Raw genomic sequence first — 23294 nt, forward strand, 5'->3', positions numbered from 1 at the left:
CTCCCGGCCCCACGCCTACTGCGCGGCACTCGGCGGCGTGGGGCCGGGAGGCACCCCCTAACGACCGGCCAGGTAGTCCGCGTTGCCGCGGATGGCGGCCTCGTAGCGCTTGATCTCGGGGGAGTCGACCTTGTCGGCGATGACGAGCAGCAGCGTGGCGAGCGCCTTGTCGTGGAGCCCGGCGGCGTGCAGCGTCAGCGCCTTGAACACCCGCAGCGAGTCCGATTCCGGATACTCCGCGCACGCCTTCTTGAACAGGTCCAGCGACTCGTCGTACCGGCCGAGGTTCCGCAGCGTGCTGCCGTACTGCAGCAGGCACTTGCGGCGGGTCTCCCCGCTCAGCCCGGGCAGCGCGCGCTCGTAGTACCCGACCGCGGCCTCCTCCTGCCCGGCGGTGTCGTACGACCCGCCGACCTCGTACAGCACGTACGGGTTGTCCGGGTGCTCGCCGAGCAGCTTCTCGAAGAACGCGATCGTCGGCCCCATGTTCGCCCGGTCCCGCCGCGCGAACCCTTCCTGGATCGTCGCGGCGAGTTCCGGAGTGAGTTCAGTTGTCACACCACCATCATGCCGCGTGCGGGACGGATGTTCTGGTTCAGGTGGAACACGTTCTCCGGGTCGTACGCCGTCTTCAGCGCGACCAGCCGCTCCAGCTTCGCGGGCGGGAAGGCCCGCTGGATCGGGTCCTCGTTGAGCGTGTTCACGTACGTCCCGCTCGCGTACGGCGCCAGCGTCGCGGCGTACGCGCGCAGCATCCCGATCTTGGTCTCGTCTTCGGCCGGGTCCTCCCAGCGGGTCGCGGTGACGAACTCGAACAGCGTGTCCCGGTGGCTGAACGCCGCGTCCCCGTCCGGCACCTCGGCGATGGCCCCGCCGTACGCCTGCAGGCTCGCCCCGACGCCCGGGTTCGCCACCAGCGCGCGGATCGCGTCGTCGGGCAGCGACGTGAAGTAGTGCCCCTTCCAGTACCGGCGGAACCGGTGGCCCTGCACGTTGTCGTCCCGCGTCTGCAACTTCAGGTACGTCGTCTCCTCGGCCAGCTCGTCCGTGACCGGCCCGAGCGCCCGGAACGCCGGCAGCAACTCCTCCCCGCCCTCGCCGACCCACACGTACCCGACCGTCACGGAGTCCGCCGAGATGCTCGCGGTGAACGTCGCCTCCCGCGGCGCGGTGTCGTTCAGCTCCCGCCATCCCCGCAGTACGTCGACACCGGCCGCCGTCGGGTACGTGAACTCGACGATCAGCGCCCGCGTGCCGATCTCGTGCAGCCGGAACTCGAACGACGTCACGATCCCGAAGTTCCCGCCGCCGCCCCGCAGGCCCCAGAGCAGCTCGGGGTTCTCGTCCGCGCTGGCGCTGACCACGGCCCCCTCCGCGGTGACGACCTCGTACGAGACCACGTTGTCGCACGCCAGCCCGAACCGCCGCGCCAGCCAGCCCATCCCGCCGCCGAGCGTCAGCCCGCCGACTCCCGTGTGCGAGACATTGCCGGCCGTGGTCGCCAGTCCGTACTCCTGCGCCGCCCGGTCCAGCTCGCCCAGCAGCGCACCGCCCTGGACCCACGCCCGCTTGGCGTCCGGATCCACCCGGACCGCGCCCATCGGCGTCAGGTCGATCATCAGCCCGCCGTCCGGGACCGCGAGCCCGGCGATGTTGTGCCCGCCGCAGCGGACCGCGATCTCCAGGTTGTTCGCCCGGCCGTACCGGACCGCCTCGGCCACCTCGGCGGTGCTCGAGCAGCGGGCGACGACCGCCGGCCGCCGGTCGATCATCGCGTTCCACACGGTCCGCGCCTCGTCGTACCCGGCGTCCCCGCTGTGCAGCATCTCGGTCATCGCTCTCATCTCCCCTGGTGAATCGGTGCTGTCCACCACCCTGACAGCGCGGCGGTACGCCGATAAGGTCCAGTTCTGTGAGCCGAATGAGGACCAGTTCCGGAGCCGGCGAACTTCTGGTCGAGCTGCACCGGGACAACGGCGTACCGCTGCACCAGCAGCTCGAGAGCGCGATCCGTACCCGGATCCGGGCCGGACTGCTGCGCGCCGAGACCGTGATGCCGTCCACCCGGGCGCTCGCCCAGGACCTCGGCCTGTCCCGCGGCGTGGTCGTCGAGGCGTACCAGCAGCTGGTCGCCGAGGGGTACCTGATCAGCCGGGGCGGCGGGTACACGCTGGTCGCGGACATCGCCGTGGTGTCGCCGTCGGCCGCGCCGAGGACCAGGACCGGTCCGCCGCGGATCGACTTCCGCTACAGCCGCCCGGACGTGTCGCAGTTCCCGCGCGCCGCCTGGCTCCGGTCGGTCCGCCGGGTGCTGAACGAGACGCCGAACCGAAGCCTCGCGTACATCGACGGCCGCGGCACGAACGAGCTCCGGACGGCACTGTCCGACTACCTCAACCGGGTCCGTGGTACGGCGGCGCGCCCGGAGAACATGATGATCTGCAACGGGTTCGCGCAGGGCTCGCGGCTGTTGCTCCAGGTGCTGGTTGCCCAAGGCTACAAACGGCTCGCGGTCGAGAACCCGTCCGACAACGACCTGCGCGAGGTCGCGGTGGCGGCCGGGATCGACGTGGTCGGCGTACCGATGCTGGAGACCGGCATCGACGTGGCGGCGCTGGCGCGGTCGGGCGCGGACGTCGTACTGGTGACGGCCGCGCACCAGTTCCCGACCGGGGCGGTGGCGTCGGCGGAGACGCGGGCCGCGTTGGTCGCGTGGGGCGGGCTGGTGATCGAGGACGACTACGACGCGGAGTACCGCTACGACCGGGAACCGATCGGTGCGCTGCAGGGCCTCGCGCCGGATCGGGTCGCGTACGCCGGGACCGCCTCGAAGACGCTGGCGCCGGGGTTGCGGCTGGGCTGGCTGATCCTGCCGTCCTGGTTGGTGGAGCCGATGGCGCGGGCGAAGCTGATGGACGATCGCGGGTCGCCGGTGCTGGACCAGTTGGCGTTCGCGGACTTCGTGGCGCGCGGCGAGTTCGACCGACATCTGCGCCGGATGCGGCCTCGGTACCGGGAGCTGCGGGACACGCTGGTCGAGCGGCTGGCGGCGCAGGTGCCGGAGCTGGAGCCGGTCGGGGTGTCGGCCGGGCTGCACGTGCTGACCTGGTTGCCGCCGGGGCTCGGCGAGACGGCATTGCAGGACGCGGCGCTGGAGCGGGGGCTCGGGGTGTACGGGCTGGCGCCGTACTGGCTGGCGGGGGAGGGACCGGCCGGGCTGGTCTTCGGGTACGGGTCGCTGAACCGGAGCGAGGTCGTCGAGGGCGTCGGCCTGCTCGCCGACGCGATCCGCTCCCTATGAATAACTATCCAACTCCTTGCAATTCGATCCGGTCGGTTCTACGCTTGGTGGAGTGATCGCCGCAGCGCATATCGACACCTTGATGAACCAGGGCTGGCCCGCCGCCGACAGCACCGAGCTCGACGGCTGGGTGGTCCGCCGCACCGCCGGCGTCACCCTGCGCGCGAACTCCGTCCTCCCCACGGGTGCCCCGTTCGACCTCGGCAAAGCCTTGGAGTACGTGGAGAACCTGTATGCCGCGCACGACATCGCGCCGTCCTTCCAGGTCGGCCCGGCCGCCCAGCCCGGCGACCTCGACGACCGGCTCGCGGCCCGCGGGTACGAGGTCCGGAACCCGACGCTGGTGATGGGCGCCGAGGTCGCCGACGTCCTCGCGAACCTCGGCGAGCCGACGGAATCAGTGAATATATCCGCGGTGCCCGACGACTCCTGGATGGACTTCTGGTGGTCCGTCGACGGCCGCGGCGGATCCGCCGCCCAGGCCGCCGCCCGGCAGATCCTGAACCGGGGGCGGGCGCTGTACGGCGTGATCCCGTCCGGCCAACCGGTGAAGGCGATCGGCCGGCTCGCCCTGGTCGACGACTGGGCCGGCCTGTACTGCCTCGCCGTCGACCCGGCACACCGCCGCCAAGGGCTTGCTCAGGCGATCATCCACGGCTTGTTGCAGGCGGCAACCACAACCAGGTGGGTCTGGCTGAGCGTCCTTGAAGCCAACACCGCCGCCCGCACCCTCTACGACCGCCTCGGCTTCCAGGCGGTGTCGCGGTACCACTACCGCGTCAAAGCGTGACCTTCTGCAGGTGATCGAGGACGACGAACTCGGCGCCTGTCTGCTGCACCGACGTACGCAGCGGGGTCAGGTCGGTCCACGGTACGCCGGGTTCGTCGAGCGGCTTGTCGAAGTCGTCCCAGTGTGTCGCGATCACCTTGCGGACCGGCTTGATCGTCTCGAACAGCCGGTCGGTGATGCCCGGTTCGCCGCCGGGGGCCGCGAGTACGACGTCGACCTGGAGGTTGCGGAGCGCGTTCGGGTCGAAGTTCGCCGTACTCAGGCTGAGGATCCGGAGGCCGCCGATCGTGATCACGAACGCCAGCGTGCCACCCTCGACCAGGTCCTCGATCGCCCGCGGGCGCGGCGGGACGGCGTACCGGTAGCCCGGGTACGCGTACGTGTGACGCTCGCCGCTGCAGGAGTGGAGTGACGGGAACACCTCGATCGAGAAGCCGTCGAACGGGAGGTACTCGCCGCCGCGGACGGGGGAGAGTAGGTCGTTCGGGGTCTTCATCGCGCGGAGCAGATTCGCGTGCGTCTCGGTGCAGAGGACGGTCGCTTGGGTCCGCTTCGCGACGTACGGCACGTCGGCCATGTGGTCGTAGTGCCCGTGGTGCACGAGGATCGCGTCCGCGGTGCTGAGGTGCTGGTCGATCACCTCGGGCTTGATCACCAGTTTGGTCTTGGGGTCGGCGCCTTCCGGCGTGAACGTCCCGGTCTTGAACCGCGTCAACCACGGATCCGTCAGTACGACGGACTTTCCGCACCGAATCTCCCACGCATGGGTCCCGTACCAGGTCAACTCCACGGACTCCCGCCCGACCTGCGCGGCGCGGCCTGCCTGCCCCGCCTGCGCGGTGGCGGCAGGCGCTGCGTCGCTCTGGTTCTCGAGGCCGATCGCCCCGACCACACCCGCGGCTCCGGCCGCCGCCGCGCCCGTGAGCATGCCCCTCCGACTTACCTTCACGCTGCCTCCTCCGCTCGTCCTGTCACCGCAGTCAAGGCGAGCGCCGACCGGCCCGTCGAATATGCTCTCGGGCATGCGTCGATTGTCTGGAGATATCACCGCAGGTCAGCGGGGTCCTCGTGCTGACTGAACGTCATCTGCAGATCTTTGTCGCGCTCGCCGAGGAGCAGCACTTCGGCGACGCGGCGCGCGTCGTCGGCATCACCCAGCCGCCGCTCTCCCAGGGCCTCCGTCGCCTCGAGTCCCTCGTCGGCGCCAAACTCTTCGAACGCGGTGCCGGCGGCGTGGAGCTCACCCCGGCGGGAGCCGCCCTGCTCCCGTACGCCCGCCGCGCCCTCACCTCACTGGAGGAGCTGCACCAAGCAGCCATCTCCCGCGACCCCGAAGGCCCGGAGATCCGCCTGGGCCTCACTCCGGAAGTCCCACCCGCCGCGGGCGCCGCCCTCGCCGCCGCCTGCGCCGCCTCCATCCCCGGCAGCCGAGTCACGGTCGTCACGTCCCCCACCTCCACCCTGGTCAACCAGGTAACCACCGGCCGACTCACCCTGGCCGCCGTACAACACCCCACCGTCCTGGACGGCCTCGATGCCGGCCGCGTGGTCCTCCTCCCCACCTGGGCCCTCGTACCGGACAGCCGTTCTGCGACTGAGGGTGTGGTGGGTTTGCGGGAGTTGAAGGGGTTGCCGGTCGCGGTGCGGCCTCGGGTGGAGGCGCCGGCGGCGCGGGACTTGTTCGTGGATACGTTGGGGTTGCATCGGCCGGACGGTGGGACCGTCGTGGTGACGGACGAGCGGGCCGGGCTGGCGATGGTGGCGGCAGGGCAGGTGATCGTGGTGACGGCCGACCCGACGCTGGCCGCGCCCGGCGTACGGCGGTATCGACTGGCCGATGACCCCCTCCCGCTGCGTCTCCGGCTCGTGTGGTCCCGCACGCGGACGCCGTTCCTCCGCCCGGACGACGTGATGGCACAGTTCACGGAAGCGCTCGCCTCGTGAACGCCCGGATCCGAGGAGTGTTCGACGACGCCGGCGTCCGCGGCTGGCTGCACGCCGTCGCGCTGGACGACCCGGCCGCCACAGTCGAGGTCGACGCCGACGGGATCGTGCCGCTGGCCTCGGTCTACAAACTTCCGCTGCTCGCCGGCTTCTGCCGACTCGTCGACCTCGGCGAACTCGACCCACGCCGGCAACTCACCCTCGACCCGACCACCAGAACCAGCGGCCCGACCGGACTCTCCACCTTCGCCGACCCAGTGACGGCCTCGCTCCGGGACCTCGCGCTGTCGATGATGACGCTCTCCGACAACGCTTCCGCCGACGCCCTGCTCGACCTCGTCGGCCTGCCCCGCCTGGCCGCGATGCTCACCGACTTCGGCCTGCACAGAACATGGGTACGCCGCGGCACCGCCGGCCACCTCCGCGACCTCCAACGGCGTACCGGAACGAACGACCCGGACGCCGCGCTCGCCGTACTCGCGGACAACGACCAGACCGACCCGGCCGGCGTCTACGAGGCCGCGAACGCCTCCGCCAGTACGGCGCGCGACATGACCTTCCTGCTCCGCCGCCTCTGGGCAGGCGAACTGCTGTCGCCCGGCCAGACCGCGTTCGTGAAGGCGACCATGCACCGGCAGATCTTCCTGCACCGCCTGGCGTCCGGCTTTCCGCACGACGGCGTCCGCGTCGCGGGGAAGACCGGTACGTTCGGCGCGCTCCGCCACGAGGTCGGCGTGGTCACCCTGCCCGGCGGGTCGGCGTACGCGATCGCCGTCTTCACCCTCGCCGCCCGCGGCGACATCCGCCAGCCCCGCGTCGACACCGCCATCGGCGAAGCCGCCCGCCTCGCCGTCGACGTACTGCGTTAGACGATCGCGAAGGCCTCGATCTCGAGCAGTACGTCCGGGCTGAACAAGGCCGCCACCTGCACCGCCGAGGCCGCGGGCTTCGGGCCGGGGATGTACCTGTCGCGGACCGCCCGGATCGCCGGCATGTACGCCATGTCGGTGACGAAGAACGTCATTTTGACCACGTTGCCGAACGTCGCACCGACCGTCGCCAGGCAGCGCTCGAGGTTCGCGAACACCTGCTCGGCCTGCGCGCCGGGGTCGCCGACCCCGACGAACGCGCCGTCCGGGTCCAGTGCCACTTGCCCGGAGACCGCCACCCACTGGCCGGTTCCGGCCACCACGTGGCTGTAGCCGTTGCCGGGGGCAACGCCCTGGACCTGCGGATACTCCAGTTCAGTCACCTGTTCCTCCGTTCGGTGTAGGTCCCCATCCGATCACACCGGGGGTTGAGAAACCGGTTTCCATCGGGAGAGGATACGGAGGTGGGCCGGACACCGAAGGACACCATCACGATCACCGACGTCGCACGCGTGGCCGAGGTGTCGCGGGCGACCGTGTCGCGGGTGATGAACGGCCGGCTCAGTGTCGCACCCGAGATCGTCGCCCGGGTACGGGCCGCCGCGGAGCAGCTGAACTACCGCCCGAGCGACCTGGCCCGGAGCCTGTCGCTGGGCCGGACGAACATGGTCGCGCTGGTCGTCCCGGACCTCGGCAACCCGCTGTTCCAGCAGATCCTCCGGGGCATCACGAACGCGTCGGCCGCGGCCGGGTACAAGGTGCTGGTCGCCGAGACCGACGAGGACCCGGAGGCCGAGGCGGCGATCGCGATCGAGGCCCGGCGGCGCTGCGACGCGCTGATCATGGTCTCGCCGCGGATGGACCAGCAGCGCCTGGTCGAGCTGCTGCCGCAGGTGCAACCGGTCATCCTCGTCAACCGTCAAGGCCCGGCGGAGGTCTCGTCGGTGGTGGTCGACTACGGCCGCGCCGTCCGGATCGTGGTCGACTACCTGGTCGGCCTCGGACACCGCCGGCTCGCGTTCCTGTCCGGCCCGCCCGCGTCCGCCTCGAACATGCTGCGCCTGCGGGCACTCGAGGTCGCCGCGCGGGAGATCCCGGGGCTGGACCTGGTCCGGCTGGAGTGCGGCTGGTCGATCGAGGACGGGTACGCCGCGATGGAACGGGTCCTCGAGTCGCAGGCGACGGCGGTGGTCGCGTTCAACGATCTGGTCGCGTTCGGGCTGCTGGCGCGGCTCAACGAGGTCGGGGTCGCCGTACCGGCGGATCTGTCCGTGACCGGGATGGACGACATCGGGCTGGCGCGGTTCGCCGTACCGTCGCTGACGACCGTGCGGGTCCCGCAGAAGGACCTGGGGGAGCTGGCGTGGCGGCGGTTGCTCGCGTCGATCGGGGGACCCGCGGACGCGGCGGACGGCGTACCGGAGTTGCGGCTGGCGGTGCGGGCGAGCACCGGTCCGGTGCCGCAGGACCCGCGGCCGGCGGCGTCGGACGACCGGATCGGATGGCAGCAGCAGGGCGACATCTTCGAGCTGGGGAGTTCCGCGGGGCTGCTCGCGCGGTACGAGTTCGGCCGGCGGATGCCGCAGGTGCACGCGCCACGCCCGTACCTGCATCCGGTCCGGACGCTCGGCGGGCACCCGTTGACGCAGGTCAGCCCGGTCGACCACCGGCACCACTACGGCGTCTCGCTCGCGGTCGCGCAGGTGAACGGTACGTCGCACTGGGGCGCGCGTACCTACGTCCGCGGCCAAGGACCGACCCTGCTGACGAACCACGGCCAGCAACGCAGCCGCGGCGTCACCGTCAACGATCGCGAACTCATCGACGACATCACCTGGTACGACGAACAGGGCCGCCCGCAGTTGGTGGAACGCCGGAGCCTCACGGGCGACCTGGCGTTCGGCGGCTGGCGCCTCGACTGGCGGAGCGTGCTGACCGCCCGGTACGGCTCGGTCCGGATCGACAGTCCGGCGACGACCGGCCGCGACGGCGCGGCGTACGGCGGGATCTTCTGGCGGCTGCCGTTGTCGGAAACCGTCGTTCTGAGCGCCGACGGTGAAGGGGCGGAGGCGGCGTTCGGGTCGACGAGTCCGTGGATCGCCTTCGTGCAGGGCGATGTGAGCCTGCTGCTGGTCCAGCCCGAGCACGTACGGCCGTGGTTCCTGCGGGTCTCGGAGTACGTCGGCGTGTGCCCAGCGCTGGCGTGGGACGAGCCGTTGGTGCTGCAACCGAACCAGGAGCTGACGTTGTCGTTGACCGCAGTACTCCTGGATCGGTCGCTGGAGGCGGCGGACGCTAAAAGGCTGGCAGACCAGTTGTAGGCGACGACGCGAGCGCGGACTGCCAGCGGCGCGGGACGCGTCCGGCGAGGCGGGCGTTCCGGCCGGCGGAGACGGCGTCGCGCATCGCGGCGGCCATCAGCGCGGGCTTCTCGGCGCGGGTCACCGGGGTCGCCAGCATCACCGCGTCGCAGCCGAGCTCCATCGCGAGCGCGGCGTCACTCGCCGTACCGATGCCGGCGTCGACCACCACCGGGACGTTCGCGGCCTCGGCGATCAGCGCGAGGTTGTGCGGGTTCCGGATGCCGAGCGCCGAACCGATGGGTGCGGCCAACGGCATGACCGCCGCGCACCCCGCCTGCTCCAGGCGGCGGGCCAGGATCGGGTCGTCGTTGGTGTAGGGGAGGACCGTGAAACCGTCCGCCACCAAGGCCTCCACGGCATCCAGCAGCTCGATCGGGTCCGGCAGCAGCAGGTGGTCGTCGGCGACCACCTCGACCTTGATCAGGTCGGTCTCCAGCGCCTCGCGGGCGAGCTTCGCGGTCAGGACGGCCTCGGCGGCGGTGTGGCAGCCGGCCGTGTTCGGCAGGACGTCGATGCCGTGCTTCTTCAGTACGTCGAGCACCGAGCCTTCGTGGCCGGTGCCGAGCCGGCGCATCGCGACCGTGGTGAGTTGGGTGCCGGAGGCAACCAATGCCTCCTCCAGCACCTCCAGGTTGGCGGCACCGCCGGTACCCATGATCAGCCGGGAGGCGTACGTCCGCCCGCCGAGCTCGAGGGGATCGTCCATCTCAGCCTCCCTGCGTCGCGCTGACGATCTCGACCCGGTCGCCCGGGCGGACCGTGGTCTGCGCCCACTCGGCCCTGGTCAGCACGTTCTGATTCACCGCGACCGCGATCCCGGTGCTCCGGTCGGAGAACTCCGCGACCAGTTCGGCCACCGACTTCCCGGCCGGCCCGTCGACCGCCGTACCGTTCACCCAGACGGATTCCATCCCGCTCCTCCCTACGCCGGAATTACCCGATTCAGGTTCAGCGGTCGGTGACGGCAGCCACCCTCTCAGCCCACTCCCTGCAAGCTCCCGCGGACATCTCGACTGTAGCTCACCCTCCCGACCGTTTCAGGATCGGGAGGGTGGCGTGGACGCTACGGTGCCGTCACGGAGGTTACGGCCGAGCCGGAGATGTACGTCGGCCAGGTGCCGACGGTGACCGTGACCTGACCGTTCGCGTTCGGGGTCAGGGTGTACGGGAGGCCGTACAGGCTGGTGACCTGCACCGGGCCGGTCGCGTTGACCGTGACGGTCGTGTTCGCGCCGGAGGCGGCCCAGATCGCGCGGAACGGCGTGCCGTCATTGGCCGCGTACACCTGGTCGATCAGCCCGTTGCCCGGGTACTCCTTGCCGAGGAACGTCGCGCCGCGGAGCTGACGAGCGGCTGTCGCGTAGGCGACGTACGACGGTTTCGGCGTGTAGGCGCCGAGCGCGTCCGCCTCGTTGTGCACCAGCCCGAAGTTGTTCTCCTGGTCGGCGGGGTTGATGCCGTCGTTCTTGAAGTCGTACAGGTAGAACCGGTCGACGTCGTGCCCGGGGACGTTGAGCATCTCGCGGGCGACGTACATCGCCTGCGTGGGCTCGCTGACCGGCGCGGCGCTGCCGGCACCGGTGTACCAGCCGGCCTCGGTGATCCAGATCGGTTTGTCGACACCGCCGTTGTACTGCCGGATCGTCGCCCGCACCTGGTCGAGGAAGGTGCCGAGGCTCTCGGGCGCGTTCAGGTAGTTGTACGGGTGTACCGACACCACGTCGAGGTACTTCAGCCCACCGAGCTGACAGAACTGCTGGATCCACGCCTGCTGCGTGACGTCGGTGTCCCCACCGCCGACGATCGTCAGCCCCGGGTGGTTCGCCTTCAGCTTCGGATACGTTGCCTTGAGCAACGCCAGGTAACTGTCCGGGGTGAAGTTGGACGGCCCGGCGGCGTTCACGTCCCACTCGTTCCAGATCGCCAGGTTCTTCACCTGCGGGTACTGGCTCGCGAGCGCGTCCGCGTAGTTCGCGAACCCGGCCCTGCCTGCGTCGGTGAACGGCGCGTCGAAGGGGTCGCCCGCGACGTCGTCGTACTTGGCGTTGCCGTAGTCCGCGATCAGCAGCGGGTCGATCCCGTTGGACTGGAAGGCCTGCTGGTACGACGTGAACTTCGCCGGGAACGTGTAGCTGCCGACGGTGGTCTCGATGTCCGCCCATTTCGCCTCGTCGCGCGCGGTCCGCGCCCCGGACTGTGCGAGCAGCGGCATCACGTCCTGGTTCCACGTAGCTCCGAAGTGCGTGCCGGCTCCCTGGTACGTCGGGGCCGTGGTCGCGGCGACCGCGTCGACGTTGACTGCTGCCGACGTACCGCTGTTGAGGATCGCGCTCTTGTCCAGCGTCAGCATGATCGCCTTCGCCGGGCCGTGCCAGATGCCGTCGTCGGCGCCGCCGAAGTGCAGGTACCCGGTGCCGTGGTCGAACTGGGTGACGCTGAGGTGCTGCCAGGCGGACCCGGACACCGCCAGGCGCTGCTGGTGGACCTGGCCGGTCGCGTCCGTGAGCCGCAGACCGATCGAGGATACCTGGCTCGATTTCACCCATAGATCAAGGGCTTTGAGGTCGATCGGGACGAAGGTGCGTTGGAGCGCGACGTAGTTGCCGCCGCCGGTGAAGTCGCCGCTGAGCTTGGCGGACTGCGCGCCGGACTGCGGCGACGCGGTGTCGTAGCTGAGGCTGCCGGTCGCGCCCGGGAACTCGCTGCCCGGGTAGAACGACCAACCCTCCGCAGCACTCTCGTAGTCGCCCAGCGGAGTAGTAGGTGCCGCGGCCGGCGCGTTGAGCGTCAGATCGTCGAGGTTGACGCTGCTGCTCGTGGCGCCGCTGATCGCGCCCTTGTCGAGGATGATCTCGACCTGCTTGGCAGGGCCGTGCCACACGCCGTCGTTAGCGCCGCCGAAGTGGCTGTACTGCTTGCCGCCGTCGAAGCGGGCGACCGTGAGGGGCTGCCAATCGGTTGCCCCTGACAACGTCAGGCGCTGCTGGTGCACCTGGCCGGTCGAGTCGGTGACGCGGAACGTGAGGAACGACAGGTTCGAGGTCTTCGCCCAGAAGCTCACGCTGGTCGCCGCCACCGACGGGAGTGTGCGGTTGACGCTGACGTACGCACCGCCGGCGCTGAAGTCGCCGGACAGCTTGCCGGAACTCGTACCGGAGTGGTTGTCGGTAGTGTCGAGCGCGAAGCTCCCGGTAGCGCCGGGGAACTCGCTGCCCGGGTAGAACGTCCAGCCTTCGGCCGTGCTCTCGAAGTCACCGACCCGGTTGGTGGTGAGGCCGGCGACCGGCGCCGTACTGACCGGGCTGAGGATGGCGAAGGTCGTCTTGGCGGTCGCCGTACCCGCTTGGACGGTGAGTTCGTACCAGCCGCGGGTGGTCACCGCGACCTGCAAGGTACTCGCGGCGGCCTGGCTGCCGCTCGCGACGAGGGTGCCGTTGACGTCGGCGGCCGACCAGGTCACGGATGACGCGTCCGTACTCAGGCCGACCTTGACCGGCTGGCCGTCGGTGAACACGTTGCCGACGGTGATCGGGGTGAGGGCGAGGGTCGCGGCGTGGGCCGGGGTGATGGTGCCGATGCCGAGGAGGAGAACTCCGAGAACGAGCGCAACAGTACGTCTCATGCCGACTCCTGTTTCAGGGCGGTTTTGTGGGACGTCGGCTGCCACGACGTTGGTGCGAAATCTCTTTCGCAGAACTATTACCGGTCGTTACGGCGGTGTCAACGGTTCGCTACCGGTGAGCAACGCGGCGAGTTCGGTAGGGCGGTAGAGGACCTGCTTGCCGGTGCGCTGCGGCTCGACCAGCCCGGTACGGCGGAGCAGTTGGAGGTGCTGGCTGACCGCGGACGGGGTGACCTGGAGCTCGCCGGCCAGGTCGGTCGTGGTGCGGGGATGCGTCAGCAGGTCGAGGATGCGCGCCCGCGGCGTACCGATCAGTTGGGCCAGGTCTTGATGGGACGGGGGCTCAACGACGGACCACAGGTTCGCCTGGCCGCGTGGCGGGTAGCCGAGGAGCGGATCGGCGCCCGGTTCGAACGGGATGACAGCGTGCGGGCCGAAGAGGGTCGGCTGGAGTACGAGACCGCGACCGTTGATGTCCTCTTGACGGCTCAGTGCGGCGACCCTGTCGACCTTGAGCAGACCGTCCGCGTAGCTGATGGCGGGGCCTAGCCCGTTGAGCATTACGCCGGTGCCGTGCTGCGTGAGGACGTGGCCGCGGTAGCTGATGTCGGCGGAGAGCAGGGTCCGCATTCGGTTCCAGTACGGCGCCATCATGGCCTGCCAGTACTCGCTGAGCGCGTCGACCACCCTGTCGACGGTCAGGGCTTCCGGCAGCTCGCCGTTCACGGCTATGAGCTGCTTCTTGAACGTGTCCTGGTCCACGGCGGCGATCAGGTCCAGTTCGTCGGCCAGCTGCGTCAGCGGTGACGAGGGGCGCGGCGTGAGGAAGTCTGGGCTGCCCATGATGTCGTTGACCAGCCACCGCAGTACGTCCCAGTCGAGCTCGGTCACCCGCGGCTGCACCGCCCGCACCCAGCCGAGCTGCAACGGGAACCGCCCGGGCTCCCGCAGCGCCCGCAACGACAGCACCATCTCCGCAACCGGCGAGACCGCGAACCGTACGTCGGCGAGGTCCTGCGAGTTCAGGACGTACGTGAGCACGGGACAAGTATGTCGGTGGCGGATGGGAGGGTACGTCCATGGGGTTTCGAACGATGGACGACAAGGAAATGGCCGAGTTCCTGGCGCAGCCGCTGGTCGCGGTGTTCGCGATCGACGACCCGGGCTGGTCGCCGCACGTGACACCGGTCTGGTTCCATCACCTGCCGGACGGCAATCGCTTCCAGGTGATGACGCCGGCCAAGTCGAAGAAGACCCGCCTGCACCGCACCGGCACGGGCGAGCTCTCCCTCTCGATCCAGACCGCCGACGGCCCGACCGCCCGCTACGTCAACGTGCAGGGCGTCGCGCGGTTCCTCCCGCTCGACCCGGCGCTCCTGCAGGCGATGGTCACGAAGTACCTCCCACCCGAGGCGCGGGCGGCGTACCTGGCGAATCCTCCCGAGGACTCGATGTTCGACATCACCCCCCGCCGCATCACGACCGGCGTGATCGGCTGACAGTGCTGCTTCCTGAACAGGTTCTCGACTTCTTCGGCACGGCGGCGTACCCGGAAATGACGGTCCCGTTCGTACTGACCCGGACGGCCGACGAAGCCCACCTGACCGCCACCCGCTACTCGCAGGCGATCCCGTCATGGTCGGCGTCCAACCGGTAGATATCGGTCCCGATCACCCGAATCGGCCCCTGCACGTACTCCGGCCCGTTACCGCTGCCGCCCGCACAGTCGACGTCACTCGCGATCGGAACACAGCCGCTGTAGTTCGGATCACACCCACCGGACTGAGTCGGCTCGTCCACCTTCGTCCCCACCACCGTCACCTGCGTCCGAGGCTCCTTGGCGACCTCCTCCCGGATCAGCCGCTTGTCCGCCTGTACGCCGTTCACGAACGTCACGCGATACGTCAACCGCCGTACCCCGTCCACACCGACCGTCCGCACCGACTTCTCCCCCTTCGGCACCGAGTCGTCCGTCACGGTCCGCTTCTTGAACGGAATAACCTGCTCCTCCACAACCTCCTTGGTCGTCCGCACAACCGTCGGCAGCGGTGGTACCACCGCCCGAGGGCTCGACGTCGCCACCACCGCCGGACTAGGCGCCACCGGACTCGGCGTGACCGACCCAGCCACGGTCGGGCTCGGCGACTCCGTCCCCTGCACACTCGCCGGCACCGCCGGCTCACCCACCCCCGAGTCCCCCGACCCACAACCCCCGACCACCCCGACAACAACCACCAAAGCCGCCCCCACGGCACCACGAACCCACACCACAATCTCCCCCCACCCCACCGTCGGTTCCCCCCGCGGCAGGAATGCCAGCACCCGGCCAACCCGAGCGAATTCCGATCTGTACCACCATCCACCCCACCCCCACAACCCCTCACCCCCGCCCCCCACCAAGCAATCCCCCACCAAACCTGACACACTGTTCCCCTCACCAACTGAGGGCCTCTAGCTCAACTGGCAGAGCAGCGGACTTTTAATCCGCGGGTTGTGGGTTCGAGTCCCACGGGGCCTACAAGTTTCCGCAGGTCAGACGCAGTTCGGCGCCTCGGCCTGGAAAGTTGGGTCTGCGCAAACTCTGCCAATACTCCGAGTGGCCGGTACATGCCCGTCTGAGAGGGGTCGGCGGCTCCGCGCAGCCAGCTGGCTGCGCGTTGCTGAGCGACGTTTCGCATCGCGTCGCACTGCTCTCGTTTCGCCCGATCTCCGGCCCGCCCAGCCGTTGAGCTTCCACACGCAGCTGGACTGTGGAGGGCCGACATGAGCAGACCGCACCTTCCGATCGGAACGTGGGGGCACGTCCGATCCCGTGCAGAGAGGAAGGACACCGAGGGCAAGGTGGTCTCCTGGCGCCGAGCACCGCCTGTTAACGAAGCTGCGAGACCGGGCAAAGGTCTCGCAGTACGGCGAGCTGAGCCCGACGGACAAGATCAACGACCTCATCGACCTCTGGATCGAGAAGTTGGAGGAACGCATCGAAGACGGCCGGCGATCACCGACGACGCTGACGACGTACCGCACAGCCATCAAGAACTACGTGCGTCCTGCCCTCGGTGAACTCCTGATCGGTGAGGCAACCACGCCCCGCATCGACAGAGTCATCGGAACCATCAAGCGCAACGCCGGCCGCCCCACCGCGAAGACTTGCCGCGCGGTCATCTCCGGGATGATGCAACTCGCCGTCCGGTACGGCGCCCTGACTGTCAACCCGGTCCGCGAGGTCGAAGCAGTCGAGGCCCGCCCAAAGGACCCGCCCCGAGCGCTGACCACCGAAGAGATCGCCCTCCTGCGCCAACAGTTGACCACCGATGAAGCCGCCCGGCACGCCGACCTACCGGACCTCGTCGTCTTCATGCTCGGAACAGGCGTCCGAATCGGCGAGTCTCTCGCGGTTCTGTGGTCGCAGGTCGACCTAGAAGCCGGCGCGGTGCAAATCACTCACACCGTTGTTCGCGTCCCAGGCCAAGGCCTGATCCGCAAGGCCCCGAAGTCCAGGGCAGGCGTACGTGCCCTGCCCCTGCCCGACGGGGCCGTCACCATGCTCCGCCGCCGCCACGCAGCCGGCGTCCACCCCGACGAACCCATCTTCGCCGACTCCCTCGGAGGCTTCCGCGACCCGTCCAACGTCCGCCGCGCCCTCCGCCGCGCACTGTCCCCCGTAGCCAGCACCGCCCGCCGCGACCTAGGCGAGACCCTCCGATCCGCCCGCCTCCAAGCCGGCCTCACCCGCAAACAGATCGCCACGAAACTCGGCTGGCCAAAGACCAGACTCGAACTCATCGAGACCGGCCGCATCAAGCTCGACCGCGAACTCGTAGCCACTCTCGTCAAGACCTACCGCATAAACCTCGACAAATCACCCACCCTCAGCGCCCAAGTCGACCAGCAGCCCAACCCTCACCCTCAGACGCCCTCACCTGGATCCGCTCCCACACCTTCCGCAAAACCACCGCCACAGCCCTAGACCGCCGAGGCCAATCCGCCCGCCAAATAGCCGACCACCTAGGCCAAGCCCAAGTCTCCATAACCCAAGACGTCTACATGGGCCGCCGAATCCACAACCCCTCCGCAGCAACCGCCCTGGACCAGGGGTTCGCGGATCTCGACCTCTGGTGAGATCCCTACCGCATGCCTTGCCTGTTGGAGTGTCGGCAGCCGGCATCTGGCTCCTACGACCGTGTGGCTCAACGGCCAGCGATCCCGGATGAACGACAGTTCCCTTGCACCGAGTAAACAGGGACCTCCGGGGTGATCAGTCCCAGAGGGTCAGGCGCTGCCAGGTGTGTTTGTCGATGAAGTGGCGGTGATTCTCGGCCCACTGGGACAGCGCTTCCGCGACATCGCCGAGATCGACACCCTGGACCTGGTAGTGCTGCCGTGGTGAGCCGTCGCGGTACTCGAGAGTCAGGGTCCCGTTGTCGTTGCGTGCTTGGGCGAAGACATGGTCCCGGCCCCTGTCCACAACTACGTAGCCGCCGAAGTTGCGCAGTTCCTGCGACAGGAAGGACACCCAGCGGTCGGGTAGAGCTACCGTCCCCCGCGAGGTGGTGATGGTCACCTCACCGCCGTTGGCAGGTGTCCTCGGCGCCTTCTGAGGGTCGAAGAAGACCAGGTCGTGTTCTTGTGCGAGTCGCTCTGCGACTACTCCGACCTCGTCAGCCCGGCTGTATCTGACCGCGACGTACAGGATCGGGCCCGAACAATTGCTGCTCGGGCCGCCCGCTGCCCAGGGAGTGTCCTCGCTCTCGTCGTCCGGGAACCGGGCGGCCAAGGCATCGGAGTACGTCTGGATCTTCGCGGTCGGTGCAACCAGGTCGGCCTCGAGGTACCGGGCAAACAGCTCCTCGAAAGTTGCTGCCGCATCGTGCTCGCCGGTGGATGCGTCGCTCTCCCAGATCGCGAAGTCATAGCTCACCCGGCGGAGTATGCCATTCCAGCCTGGCCAGCGTCCCGGCCAGTTCACGCAGGCGCCATCGTGCCAATGGCGGTCAGTAGACCGCAGGCGTTCCAGGGCAGATCTGCCGGCGCATCTCGATCTCCGCAGCCACCGGCGGTAGACAGCCGCGATGGCAGAGGCTTGGCAGTTGGCCGCCGCGGATGCGATCGGTATGCGTCGAGCCATATCGTCCACTTTCGTGCTGCTAAGAACGATTTCCTGTTAGCCCCAGAACACGTTGGTGGGGTCGCGATCGATCTCGGTCAGGACGTCGTCGATGCGTCGCGACGGTGCGAGTCGGCGCTAGGCGTGGAGCGACGTCGCACTCGATACGCAGCTGATCGCGAGCCTGCTCGGGAACCCGTGCGGTGCACCACCGCTGCACGCGTTCGACATCCAGTTCGGGCAGAGCCATTCAATTCACCAGTCGTCGGGCGACCTGAGCTGCGCCGATCTGGTGAGCAGCTTGGTCAGTCGGGCGTGGGGTCGGCGACGCCGCACCTCAGACCCTACCGAGACCACGGTAGGTGGGCCTCGTTTCGCCCTGTCACTTCTGGCTGGCCTGGTGGGAGGAACTGAGTTGGCACGTAGACGCGAGCCGCCACTCGGCGGGTGCCCTCCTCGATGATCGGGATACTTGCAAAGTGACGAACCTGTCGCGATGTACCTCTGAAAGTAACGATAAGGTGATACTATTAGAGCGTTGGGAGGTGAGGGTGATGCGTGCGGTTGACGTTTTGGAGTCGCTGGAACTGGTTGGTTCCAGCCAGTGGGGACTGGTGACGACGGCCCAGGCCTACGGGGCGGGCGTGTCCAAGATGCATCTGTCCCGCCTTGCTGACCGCGGAACTGTGCAGCGTGTTCGTCATGGTGTCTACGCTCTTCCCTCCGCCGACACCGGACCATTGCAGGGTCTGCGTGCAGCCTGGTTGGCCACCGGCAGCCAGCCGGCGGGCAATCAGCCGCTGGCCGTGGTGTCTGGTGAGTCTGCGGCAGCCGTGTACGGACTCGGCGATGTGCTGGCTTCCAAGTACGAGTTCACTGCCGCGGTACGTCGGCAGACCACGCAGCCGGACATCCGGTATCGCAAGCGCGGCCTACCGGACGGAGATGTCGCGTGGGTCGATGGGCTGCCGGTGACTTCCGTCGCGCGCACCGTCAACGACCTGGCTACCGGCGGTACCGACTTCGATCACCTCGCCGCAGTGGTCCGCGATGCAGTCGCCACCACCGACGTCACGTCCGGTTCCCTCGTACAGGCGCTCGAGCCGGCGGCCGAGCGGTTCGGATCTCCGGACGGCAACGCCATGCTGGCGGCGCTCCTGAAGGCAGCTGGCTTCCGACCTGACACCGGGCTTCTGGAGTTGGCGGCCCCTGAGCTGCGGGAGAAGCTCCTCCGCGCACTCGCGCCCCAGTTCGAAGACATCGTCAGCCAGGCCGTTGACGAGCAACTTCGCCAATTGGGGCAAAGGATCGACTACACCTCGGCGACTCAACACCCAGTCAATGCAGCGCGCCCTGACGGAACACAAGATGCCGCACGCCGGCAGAACAGGAAGATCGACGATGGCGGAGCCGTTGACTCAGCTGGAAGCGAACCGGCTGCGACAGTCCCTGGGGACCAAGCTGGCCAGCTGAGGCCCTGTCCCATCCAGCGGCCTGGCGGGTATCCCGACGCGGTGTAGTACGCGGTCAACGGCGTAGCCATTCGCCGATCGACATCGCCAGCAGCGACATGGCGAAGCAGGTACAGGTAGCCCTCTCCGGCGTTCATGCGGTGAATGCTCAGCACAGCTGCCCGCCCGAAATATGGCGGCTGCGTGGGTTCGTCAGCTCGGTCATGCAAGCTCAACGGCTGAGCGGTCGACGTGCTCATCGCTCCGGCTCGTGCGGAGTCGCGCCTCGCATGCAAGATGTTTGCTCGGATTGAGGCTGTCGTTTCATGACCAGCGACGCTCGTCGACTCACGGCACCGCTGCTGCGCCTGGAGTCACCGCATTCATTCACTCGTAGAGAGCTGACGACTCACTGCGGCCCTGGGAAGTATGAGCGGCGGTCGACGGCTGGTACGGCTTCGCGCGTCAGCGCACTGATGGGCATGGGTTGGATGCCCAGCGTGGACCTTAAGCAGGCGAGGATGGCGAAGGGCACGAGCGTGCGGCGCGGACCTCGACTGGTTGGGCGTGTTTGGCCGTAGATCAAGGTGGTGGCGACGAGGGACAGCGCGTGTTGCTCGATCAGCGTCGTCTGATCACGGCCAGCCGTGTCGGACATATCAGATGACTTGATCAGGTGGTGCAACTCGGTGGAGTCGGCGCGGCACACCCGTGAGAGGTCAAGATTGCCTCATGCGACTCCTTATCCTCGGTGGCAGCTGGTTTCTGGGGCGAACGCTGATCGCTGATGCCTTGGCCCGGGGCTGGAAGGTCACGGCTCTCTCTCCCGTGGCAAGAGTGGTCAGCCGCCAGCCGGCGCGACACATGTTCTCGGCGATCGCCGGAACGACACAGACCTTCAGCGCTTGGCCGACTCTGGCCCATGGGACGCGCTCATCGACACCAGCGCGTATGAACCCGTCGACGTCACTCGGGTGATGGAAGCGCTCGGAAAGCAGATTGAGCAGTACCTGCTCATCTCGACCGTGAGTGCCTATCTCGATTGGCCAGCTGTCGCTGTCAGCGAGGAGTCGGCGCTCTGGCCATCGTCGCCGACCTTCACCGAAAATTGCCCCGAACTAGCCGACCTCACGATCGGCGGTCAGTACGGCACGCTAAAGGCGGGCTGCGAGACTGCGACGATGGAGGGAGTTGTGCGCACCTTGATCGTGCGGCCGGGAGTCATCCTGGGGCCAGGTGAGTACGTCGGCCGCGGACTCAAGTTGCTGGCGCGAGCTGCACGTGGTGGTCGCTGGCTGCTCCCTGCGCCACCTGAGCAGCCCATCCAGCCAGTCGACGTACGCGACGTGTCAACGTTCCTCCTCGACTCCGTCGAGGCAAAACGGGACGGCGTCGTGAACCTGGTCGTCCCGATCGGCCACTCGACGTGCGGCTCGATGATCGACGCGTGCTTGGCACTGACCGGACACCGTGCTCAACCGGTGTGGGTGGACCCCAGATGGCTGGCGGAGCAGGGCATCCGGCAGTGGACGGAGATCCCGCTATGGCGAATCCCTGAAGTTACCTGGCAAGTGGACGGCAGGCGCGCGGCTGAGGCGGGAGTCGTCTGCAGACCACTCCGCGACACTCTGCACGACTTCAAAGAGGCGCTTGACCGCGACGGGCTCATCGAACATCCACGGCAACGCCAGCTTGGGACGCGCCATGAACGGGAGGCTGAACTCCTCGCCGCTTGGGATGACGCCCAGCCGTCAAGTGCTCGGTAGTCCCAGCCGCGAGACCGTCTCGGAGTTGAAGATCTCGATCTGATCGCGCAGGTCCACGGCCTCTGCGGAGTCACGCCAATCGCGACTGTTGAGCCGACGAAACAGTTGGTCCATTCGTCCAGTCACACCATGGCGGCGGCTTGGCGCCGGAACAGTCCAGACGAAGTCCAGTGCGTTCGCGGCTGGCGTTAAGTCGGTTGACCCGGAGTTCCGCAGTTGCCAGGTCGACCTGCGCTGATGCCCAGGGCAACAACCGTGTCTCATCCCAGCGAAGAGGCTCGGTGGGATGAGACACGGCAGATCGCCGAGTTCAGCTCAGGGACGCCTTCCAGATTTGGTGTTGGTTGTTGTCGCAGGCCTGGACGGTGATTGGGCCCGGGTGGGTGGCGGACCCGTGGGCGGTGAGACAGCGGCCACCGGCCTTGAGCCGGTAGTAGCCGACGCCGACGTTGACGAGATTCCAGGTCGCGCCCGCGCCGCTGTCGCAGGGCTCCAGGCGGCCGTCGGTCTTCAGGCATGAGTTGTCGGCGGCACGGACGGCGTACGACCCCTGACCCAGCTTGCTGATCTGCCAGTGCTGTACCGCTGTCGCGTCGCAACTTTCCTGGCCGGCGTGGTCGGTGCCGGCCGTGGTGCTGAGGCAGAGTGCGGTGGCGGCGCTGGTTATTGGTGAGGTGGCTCCGTCGCGGACGCCGGCGTCGTCGCCGGTGCCGACGCTCGAGCCGCTGTCGAAGTACGCCTTGCACTCGCCGTCGGGAGCCCAGGCACTGGCGATCTCCAGGACCTTCCGGCCGTCCTCTGAGGGCAATAGCGGCGAGCTGTAGTTGGGGCAGAAGTTGTTGTACGGGTTCGGCACCTCGACAGGCGCCGCGACCTCGTACCAGGGGCCGGTGCCGTTCTCGGTGTTCACGAAGATGGTCCGGCCGTTGCCATCAGCAACGGAGCCGTCGGCGTTGTTGAGGATCTGTCCGATCAGCAGCAGCTTGCCATTGCGGTCGCCTTCGTTGGCGCTCCAGGCGATGGTGGGCGTGTGGGTGAAGTACTTTCCGTCGGCGGTCCGAGGTTGGATCCCCCGATCTTTCGGGTCGCCCCAGTTCCACCCGTCGCGCGACGTTCGATAGAACGCCGCGCAGTCGTACTGTCCACCGAGGGCGCAGATCTCGTACGTCATGAAATAGGTGCCGTTCGGCAGCTTGCGGACGATTGGCATCCCCGGGCGGTGCCGCGAGTCGTCGCTGGTGACTGTTGCCCGCCGGTCGGTCCAGTGCACACCGTCGACGGAGCGGACCTCCATCAGCTTCTGGTTCTGGGCCGGATCGGTCTCGTCGGAGTAGTGGCAGACGAGCTGACCGTCGGCCGCGATGGAGAACTCGGGCTCCCATAAGCCGCGCGTGTTCGCCGCGTCCGCACAACTGGACAGGTAGGACCACGTCCGGCCGAGGTCGTTGCTGCGCCAGATCCGCAGGGACATCGGTCGGTGGGAGGCTCCGACCGACGCGGACCACAACAGCGTCCCAGCCGACAGGTGGCCGACGGCCCGCGGCAGCTCGTACAAGGTGGCGCAGCACAGTCCCTGACCGTCCGCGGACTCTGGGTCGGCGACCGCGCCGACCTGACGGAATCTGGCACCGTCGTCGGTGCTTTCGTAGATCGCGCCGAGCCCGTCGCCGTTCCCGACGAACGTCACCATATTGGCCAGGATCCGACCATTGGCGGCGCCACTGTGCTGCAGCCGGATCACCCGGGGATACAGCCCCGCTCCGTCGCGAAGCAAGGTACCGCCCGCGCCGTCCCCGACGGCCGCCGGCGCGACCGAGGCCACGGCCGGCTCGTCGGACGCGACAGGTATCCCAGAAGCCGTCGGCGCGTCGGCAGCCATGCAGGCAGCGGCAGCGAGGATGACGACCGACAGCGTCCAGACCACCGGCCTCGCGACACGTCTCCACTGGTTCAGCATCGTTGACAGTTCCTCTCTGGGCGGGGAGAAGGGCGGTCGACCGCTACTCGGCAACCGGGCCATGCAACGTTGAAAGCCCATTCTGGCGAGGCCGTTACAACGATGCAATGGCGACTCGGAAGTAACT

At 68.3% G+C, this 23294-nt stretch carries 21 protein-coding genes, 1 tRNA gene and 1 riboswitch; of the genes, 11 read left to right on the forward strand and 11 right to left on the reverse strand.

The features are described from left to right. Positions 1 to 57: 57 nt before the first annotated feature. Both ACFV9C_RS43570 and ACFV9C_RS43575 read right to left on the reverse strand, forming a co-directional pair. The gene (locus ACFV9C_RS43570) at positions 58 to 558 is read right to left on the reverse strand and encodes a tetratricopeptide repeat protein (protein WP_380203801.1); all 501 of its coding nucleotides are present in this window, start codon (positions 556 to 558) and stop codon (positions 58 to 60) included. Further along, positions 555 to 1835 (reverse strand): FAD-binding oxidoreductase, encoded by a 1281-nt coding sequence (locus ACFV9C_RS43575; protein ID WP_380203803.1) that lies wholly within the window; start codon positions 1833 to 1835, stop codon positions 555 to 557. Before ACFV9C_RS43575 ends, ACFV9C_RS43570 begins: the two co-directional genes overlap by 4 nt. 86 nt (positions 1836 to 1921) lie before the next feature. Here ACFV9C_RS43575 and ACFV9C_RS43580 point away from each other — a divergent pair, with 86 nt between their 5' ends. After that, positions 1922 to 3301 (forward strand): PLP-dependent aminotransferase family protein, encoded by a 1380-nt coding sequence (locus ACFV9C_RS43580; protein WP_380203805.1) that lies wholly within the window; start codon positions 1922 to 1924, stop codon positions 3299 to 3301. A 52-nt stretch (positions 3302 to 3353) separates the two neighbouring features. Further along, entirely contained in the window at positions 3354 to 4091 is a 738-nt protein-coding gene (locus ACFV9C_RS43585; protein WP_380203807.1) for a GNAT family N-acetyltransferase, read from the forward strand. Here ACFV9C_RS43585 and ACFV9C_RS43590 read toward each other — a convergent pair. Continuing rightward, positions 4081 to 5040: an MBL fold metallo-hydrolase gene (locus ACFV9C_RS43590; RefSeq protein ID WP_380203809.1), complete on the reverse strand. Its 960-nt coding sequence runs from the start codon at positions 5038 to 5040 to the stop codon at positions 4081 to 4083. The genes ACFV9C_RS43585 and ACFV9C_RS43590 overlap by 11 nt on opposite strands. Before the next feature lie 119 nt (positions 5041 to 5159). On the opposite strand from ACFV9C_RS43590, the gene ACFV9C_RS43595 reads away from it, so the two are divergent. Together ACFV9C_RS43595 and ACFV9C_RS43600 are read left to right on the forward strand one after the other, a co-directional pair. Beyond that, on the forward strand, positions 5160 to 6035 hold the full coding sequence (locus ACFV9C_RS43595; RefSeq protein WP_380203811.1) for a LysR family transcriptional regulator: 876 nt from the start codon (positions 5160 to 5162) through the stop codon (positions 6033 to 6035). Then, positions 6032 to 6904, forward strand: a complete 873-nt coding sequence (locus tag ACFV9C_RS43600; RefSeq protein ID WP_380203813.1) for a serine hydrolase — start codon at positions 6032 to 6034, stop codon at positions 6902 to 6904. Before ACFV9C_RS43595 ends, ACFV9C_RS43600 begins: the two co-directional genes overlap by 4 nt. On the opposite strand, the gene ACFV9C_RS43605 is transcribed toward ACFV9C_RS43600, so the two are convergent. Further along, a complete protein-coding gene (locus ACFV9C_RS43605; protein ID WP_380203815.1) occupies positions 6901 to 7287 on the reverse strand; it encodes a RidA family protein in 387 nt (128 codons plus the stop codon). The two genes, ACFV9C_RS43600 and ACFV9C_RS43605, sit on opposite strands and share 4 nt — an antisense overlap. 81 nt (positions 7288 to 7368) lie before the next feature. Between ACFV9C_RS43605 and ACFV9C_RS43610 the strand changes: the two genes are divergently transcribed. After that, positions 7369 to 9225, forward strand: coding sequence for a DUF6807 family protein (locus ACFV9C_RS43610; RefSeq protein ID WP_380203817.1), 1857 nt, complete (start codon positions 7369 to 7371; stop codon positions 9223 to 9225). On the opposite strand, the gene ACFV9C_RS43615 is transcribed toward ACFV9C_RS43610, so the two are convergent. The 4 genes from ACFV9C_RS43615 to ACFV9C_RS43630 form a co-directional block, all read right to left on the reverse strand. Further along, positions 9200 to 9973, reverse strand: a complete 774-nt coding sequence (locus tag ACFV9C_RS43615; RefSeq protein ID WP_380203819.1) for a thiazole synthase — start codon at positions 9971 to 9973, stop codon at positions 9200 to 9202. The two genes, ACFV9C_RS43610 and ACFV9C_RS43615, sit on opposite strands and share 26 nt — an antisense overlap. Before the next feature lies 1 nt (position 9974). Continuing rightward, complete coding sequence (gene thiS, locus ACFV9C_RS43620) at positions 9975 to 10178, reverse strand: sulfur carrier protein ThiS (protein ID WP_380203821.1); 204 nt, start codon at positions 10176 to 10178, stop codon at positions 9975 to 9977. Then, a riboswitch (TPP riboswitch) is annotated at positions 10170 to 10279 on the reverse strand. Its footprint overlaps the gene before it by 9 nt. A gap of 51 nt (positions 10280 to 10330) precedes the next feature. Then, the gene (locus ACFV9C_RS43625) at positions 10331 to 12889 is read right to left on the reverse strand and encodes a glycosyl hydrolase (protein ID WP_380203823.1); all 2559 of its coding nucleotides are present in this window, start codon (positions 12887 to 12889) and stop codon (positions 10331 to 10333) included. 87 nt (positions 12890 to 12976) lie between these two features. Further along, positions 12977 to 13930, reverse strand: a complete 954-nt coding sequence (locus ACFV9C_RS43630; protein ID WP_380203825.1) for a DUF5937 family protein — start codon at positions 13928 to 13930, stop codon at positions 12977 to 12979. 53 nt (positions 13931 to 13983) lie between these two features. Between ACFV9C_RS43630 and ACFV9C_RS43635 the strand changes: the two genes are divergently transcribed. After that, positions 13984 to 14388, forward strand: a complete 405-nt coding sequence (locus tag ACFV9C_RS43635) for a pyridoxamine 5'-phosphate oxidase family protein (RefSeq protein WP_380203827.1) — start codon at positions 13984 to 13986, stop codon at positions 14386 to 14388. Between the two features lie 2 nt (positions 14389 to 14390). Then, the gene (locus ACFV9C_RS43640; RefSeq protein ID WP_380203829.1) at positions 14391 to 14546 is read left to right on the forward strand and encodes a hypothetical protein; all 156 of its coding nucleotides are present in this window, start codon (positions 14391 to 14393) and stop codon (positions 14544 to 14546) included. Here ACFV9C_RS43640 and ACFV9C_RS43645 read toward each other — a convergent pair. Further along, positions 14504 to 14902: a G5 domain-containing protein gene (locus ACFV9C_RS43645; protein ID WP_380203831.1), complete on the reverse strand. Its 399-nt coding sequence runs from the start codon at positions 14900 to 14902 to the stop codon at positions 14504 to 14506. The genes ACFV9C_RS43640 and ACFV9C_RS43645 overlap by 43 nt on opposite strands. Positions 14903 to 15334: 432 nt before the next feature. Here ACFV9C_RS43645 and ACFV9C_RS43650 point away from each other — a divergent pair. Both ACFV9C_RS43650 and ACFV9C_RS43655 read left to right on the forward strand, forming a co-directional pair. After that, positions 15335 to 15407: transfer RNA gene (locus ACFV9C_RS43650), tRNA-Lys, on the forward strand. 294 nt (positions 15408 to 15701) lie between these two features. Beyond that, positions 15702 to 16856 carry a helix-turn-helix domain-containing protein gene (locus tag ACFV9C_RS43655; RefSeq protein WP_380203833.1) on the forward strand — a complete coding sequence of 385 codons (1155 nt, stop codon included), beginning with the start codon at positions 15702 to 15704 and terminating at the stop codon, positions 16854 to 16856. 288 nt (positions 16857 to 17144) lie between these two features. Here ACFV9C_RS43655 and ACFV9C_RS43660 read toward each other — a convergent pair whose 3' ends face one another. Beyond that, complete coding sequence (locus ACFV9C_RS43660) at positions 17145 to 17807, reverse strand: hypothetical protein (protein ID WP_380203835.1); 663 nt, start codon at positions 17805 to 17807, stop codon at positions 17145 to 17147. Positions 17808 to 18547: 740 nt separating this feature from the next. Here ACFV9C_RS43660 and ACFV9C_RS43665 point away from each other — a divergent pair. Both ACFV9C_RS43665 and ACFV9C_RS43670 read left to right on the forward strand, forming a co-directional pair. After that, positions 18548 to 19513 (forward strand): type IV toxin-antitoxin system AbiEi family antitoxin domain-containing protein, encoded by a 966-nt coding sequence (locus tag ACFV9C_RS43665; protein WP_380203837.1) that lies wholly within the window; start codon positions 18548 to 18550, stop codon positions 19511 to 19513. 836 nt (positions 19514 to 20349) lie between these two features. Beyond that, positions 20350 to 21210, forward strand: coding sequence for a hypothetical protein (locus ACFV9C_RS43670; protein WP_380203839.1), 861 nt, complete (start codon positions 20350 to 20352; stop codon positions 21208 to 21210). 310 nt (positions 21211 to 21520) lie between these two features. Here ACFV9C_RS43670 and ACFV9C_RS43675 read toward each other — a convergent pair whose 3' ends face one another. Next, positions 21521 to 23167 (reverse strand): ricin-type beta-trefoil lectin domain protein, encoded by a 1647-nt coding sequence (locus ACFV9C_RS43675; RefSeq protein WP_380203841.1) that lies wholly within the window; start codon positions 23165 to 23167, stop codon positions 21521 to 21523. Positions 23168 to 23294: the final 127 nt, after the last annotated feature.

The sequence above is a fragment of the Kribbella sp. NPDC059898 genome, from assembly GCF_042730855.1.
Taxonomy (GTDB): domain Bacteria; phylum Actinomycetota; class Actinomycetes; order Propionibacteriales; family Kribbellaceae; genus Kribbella.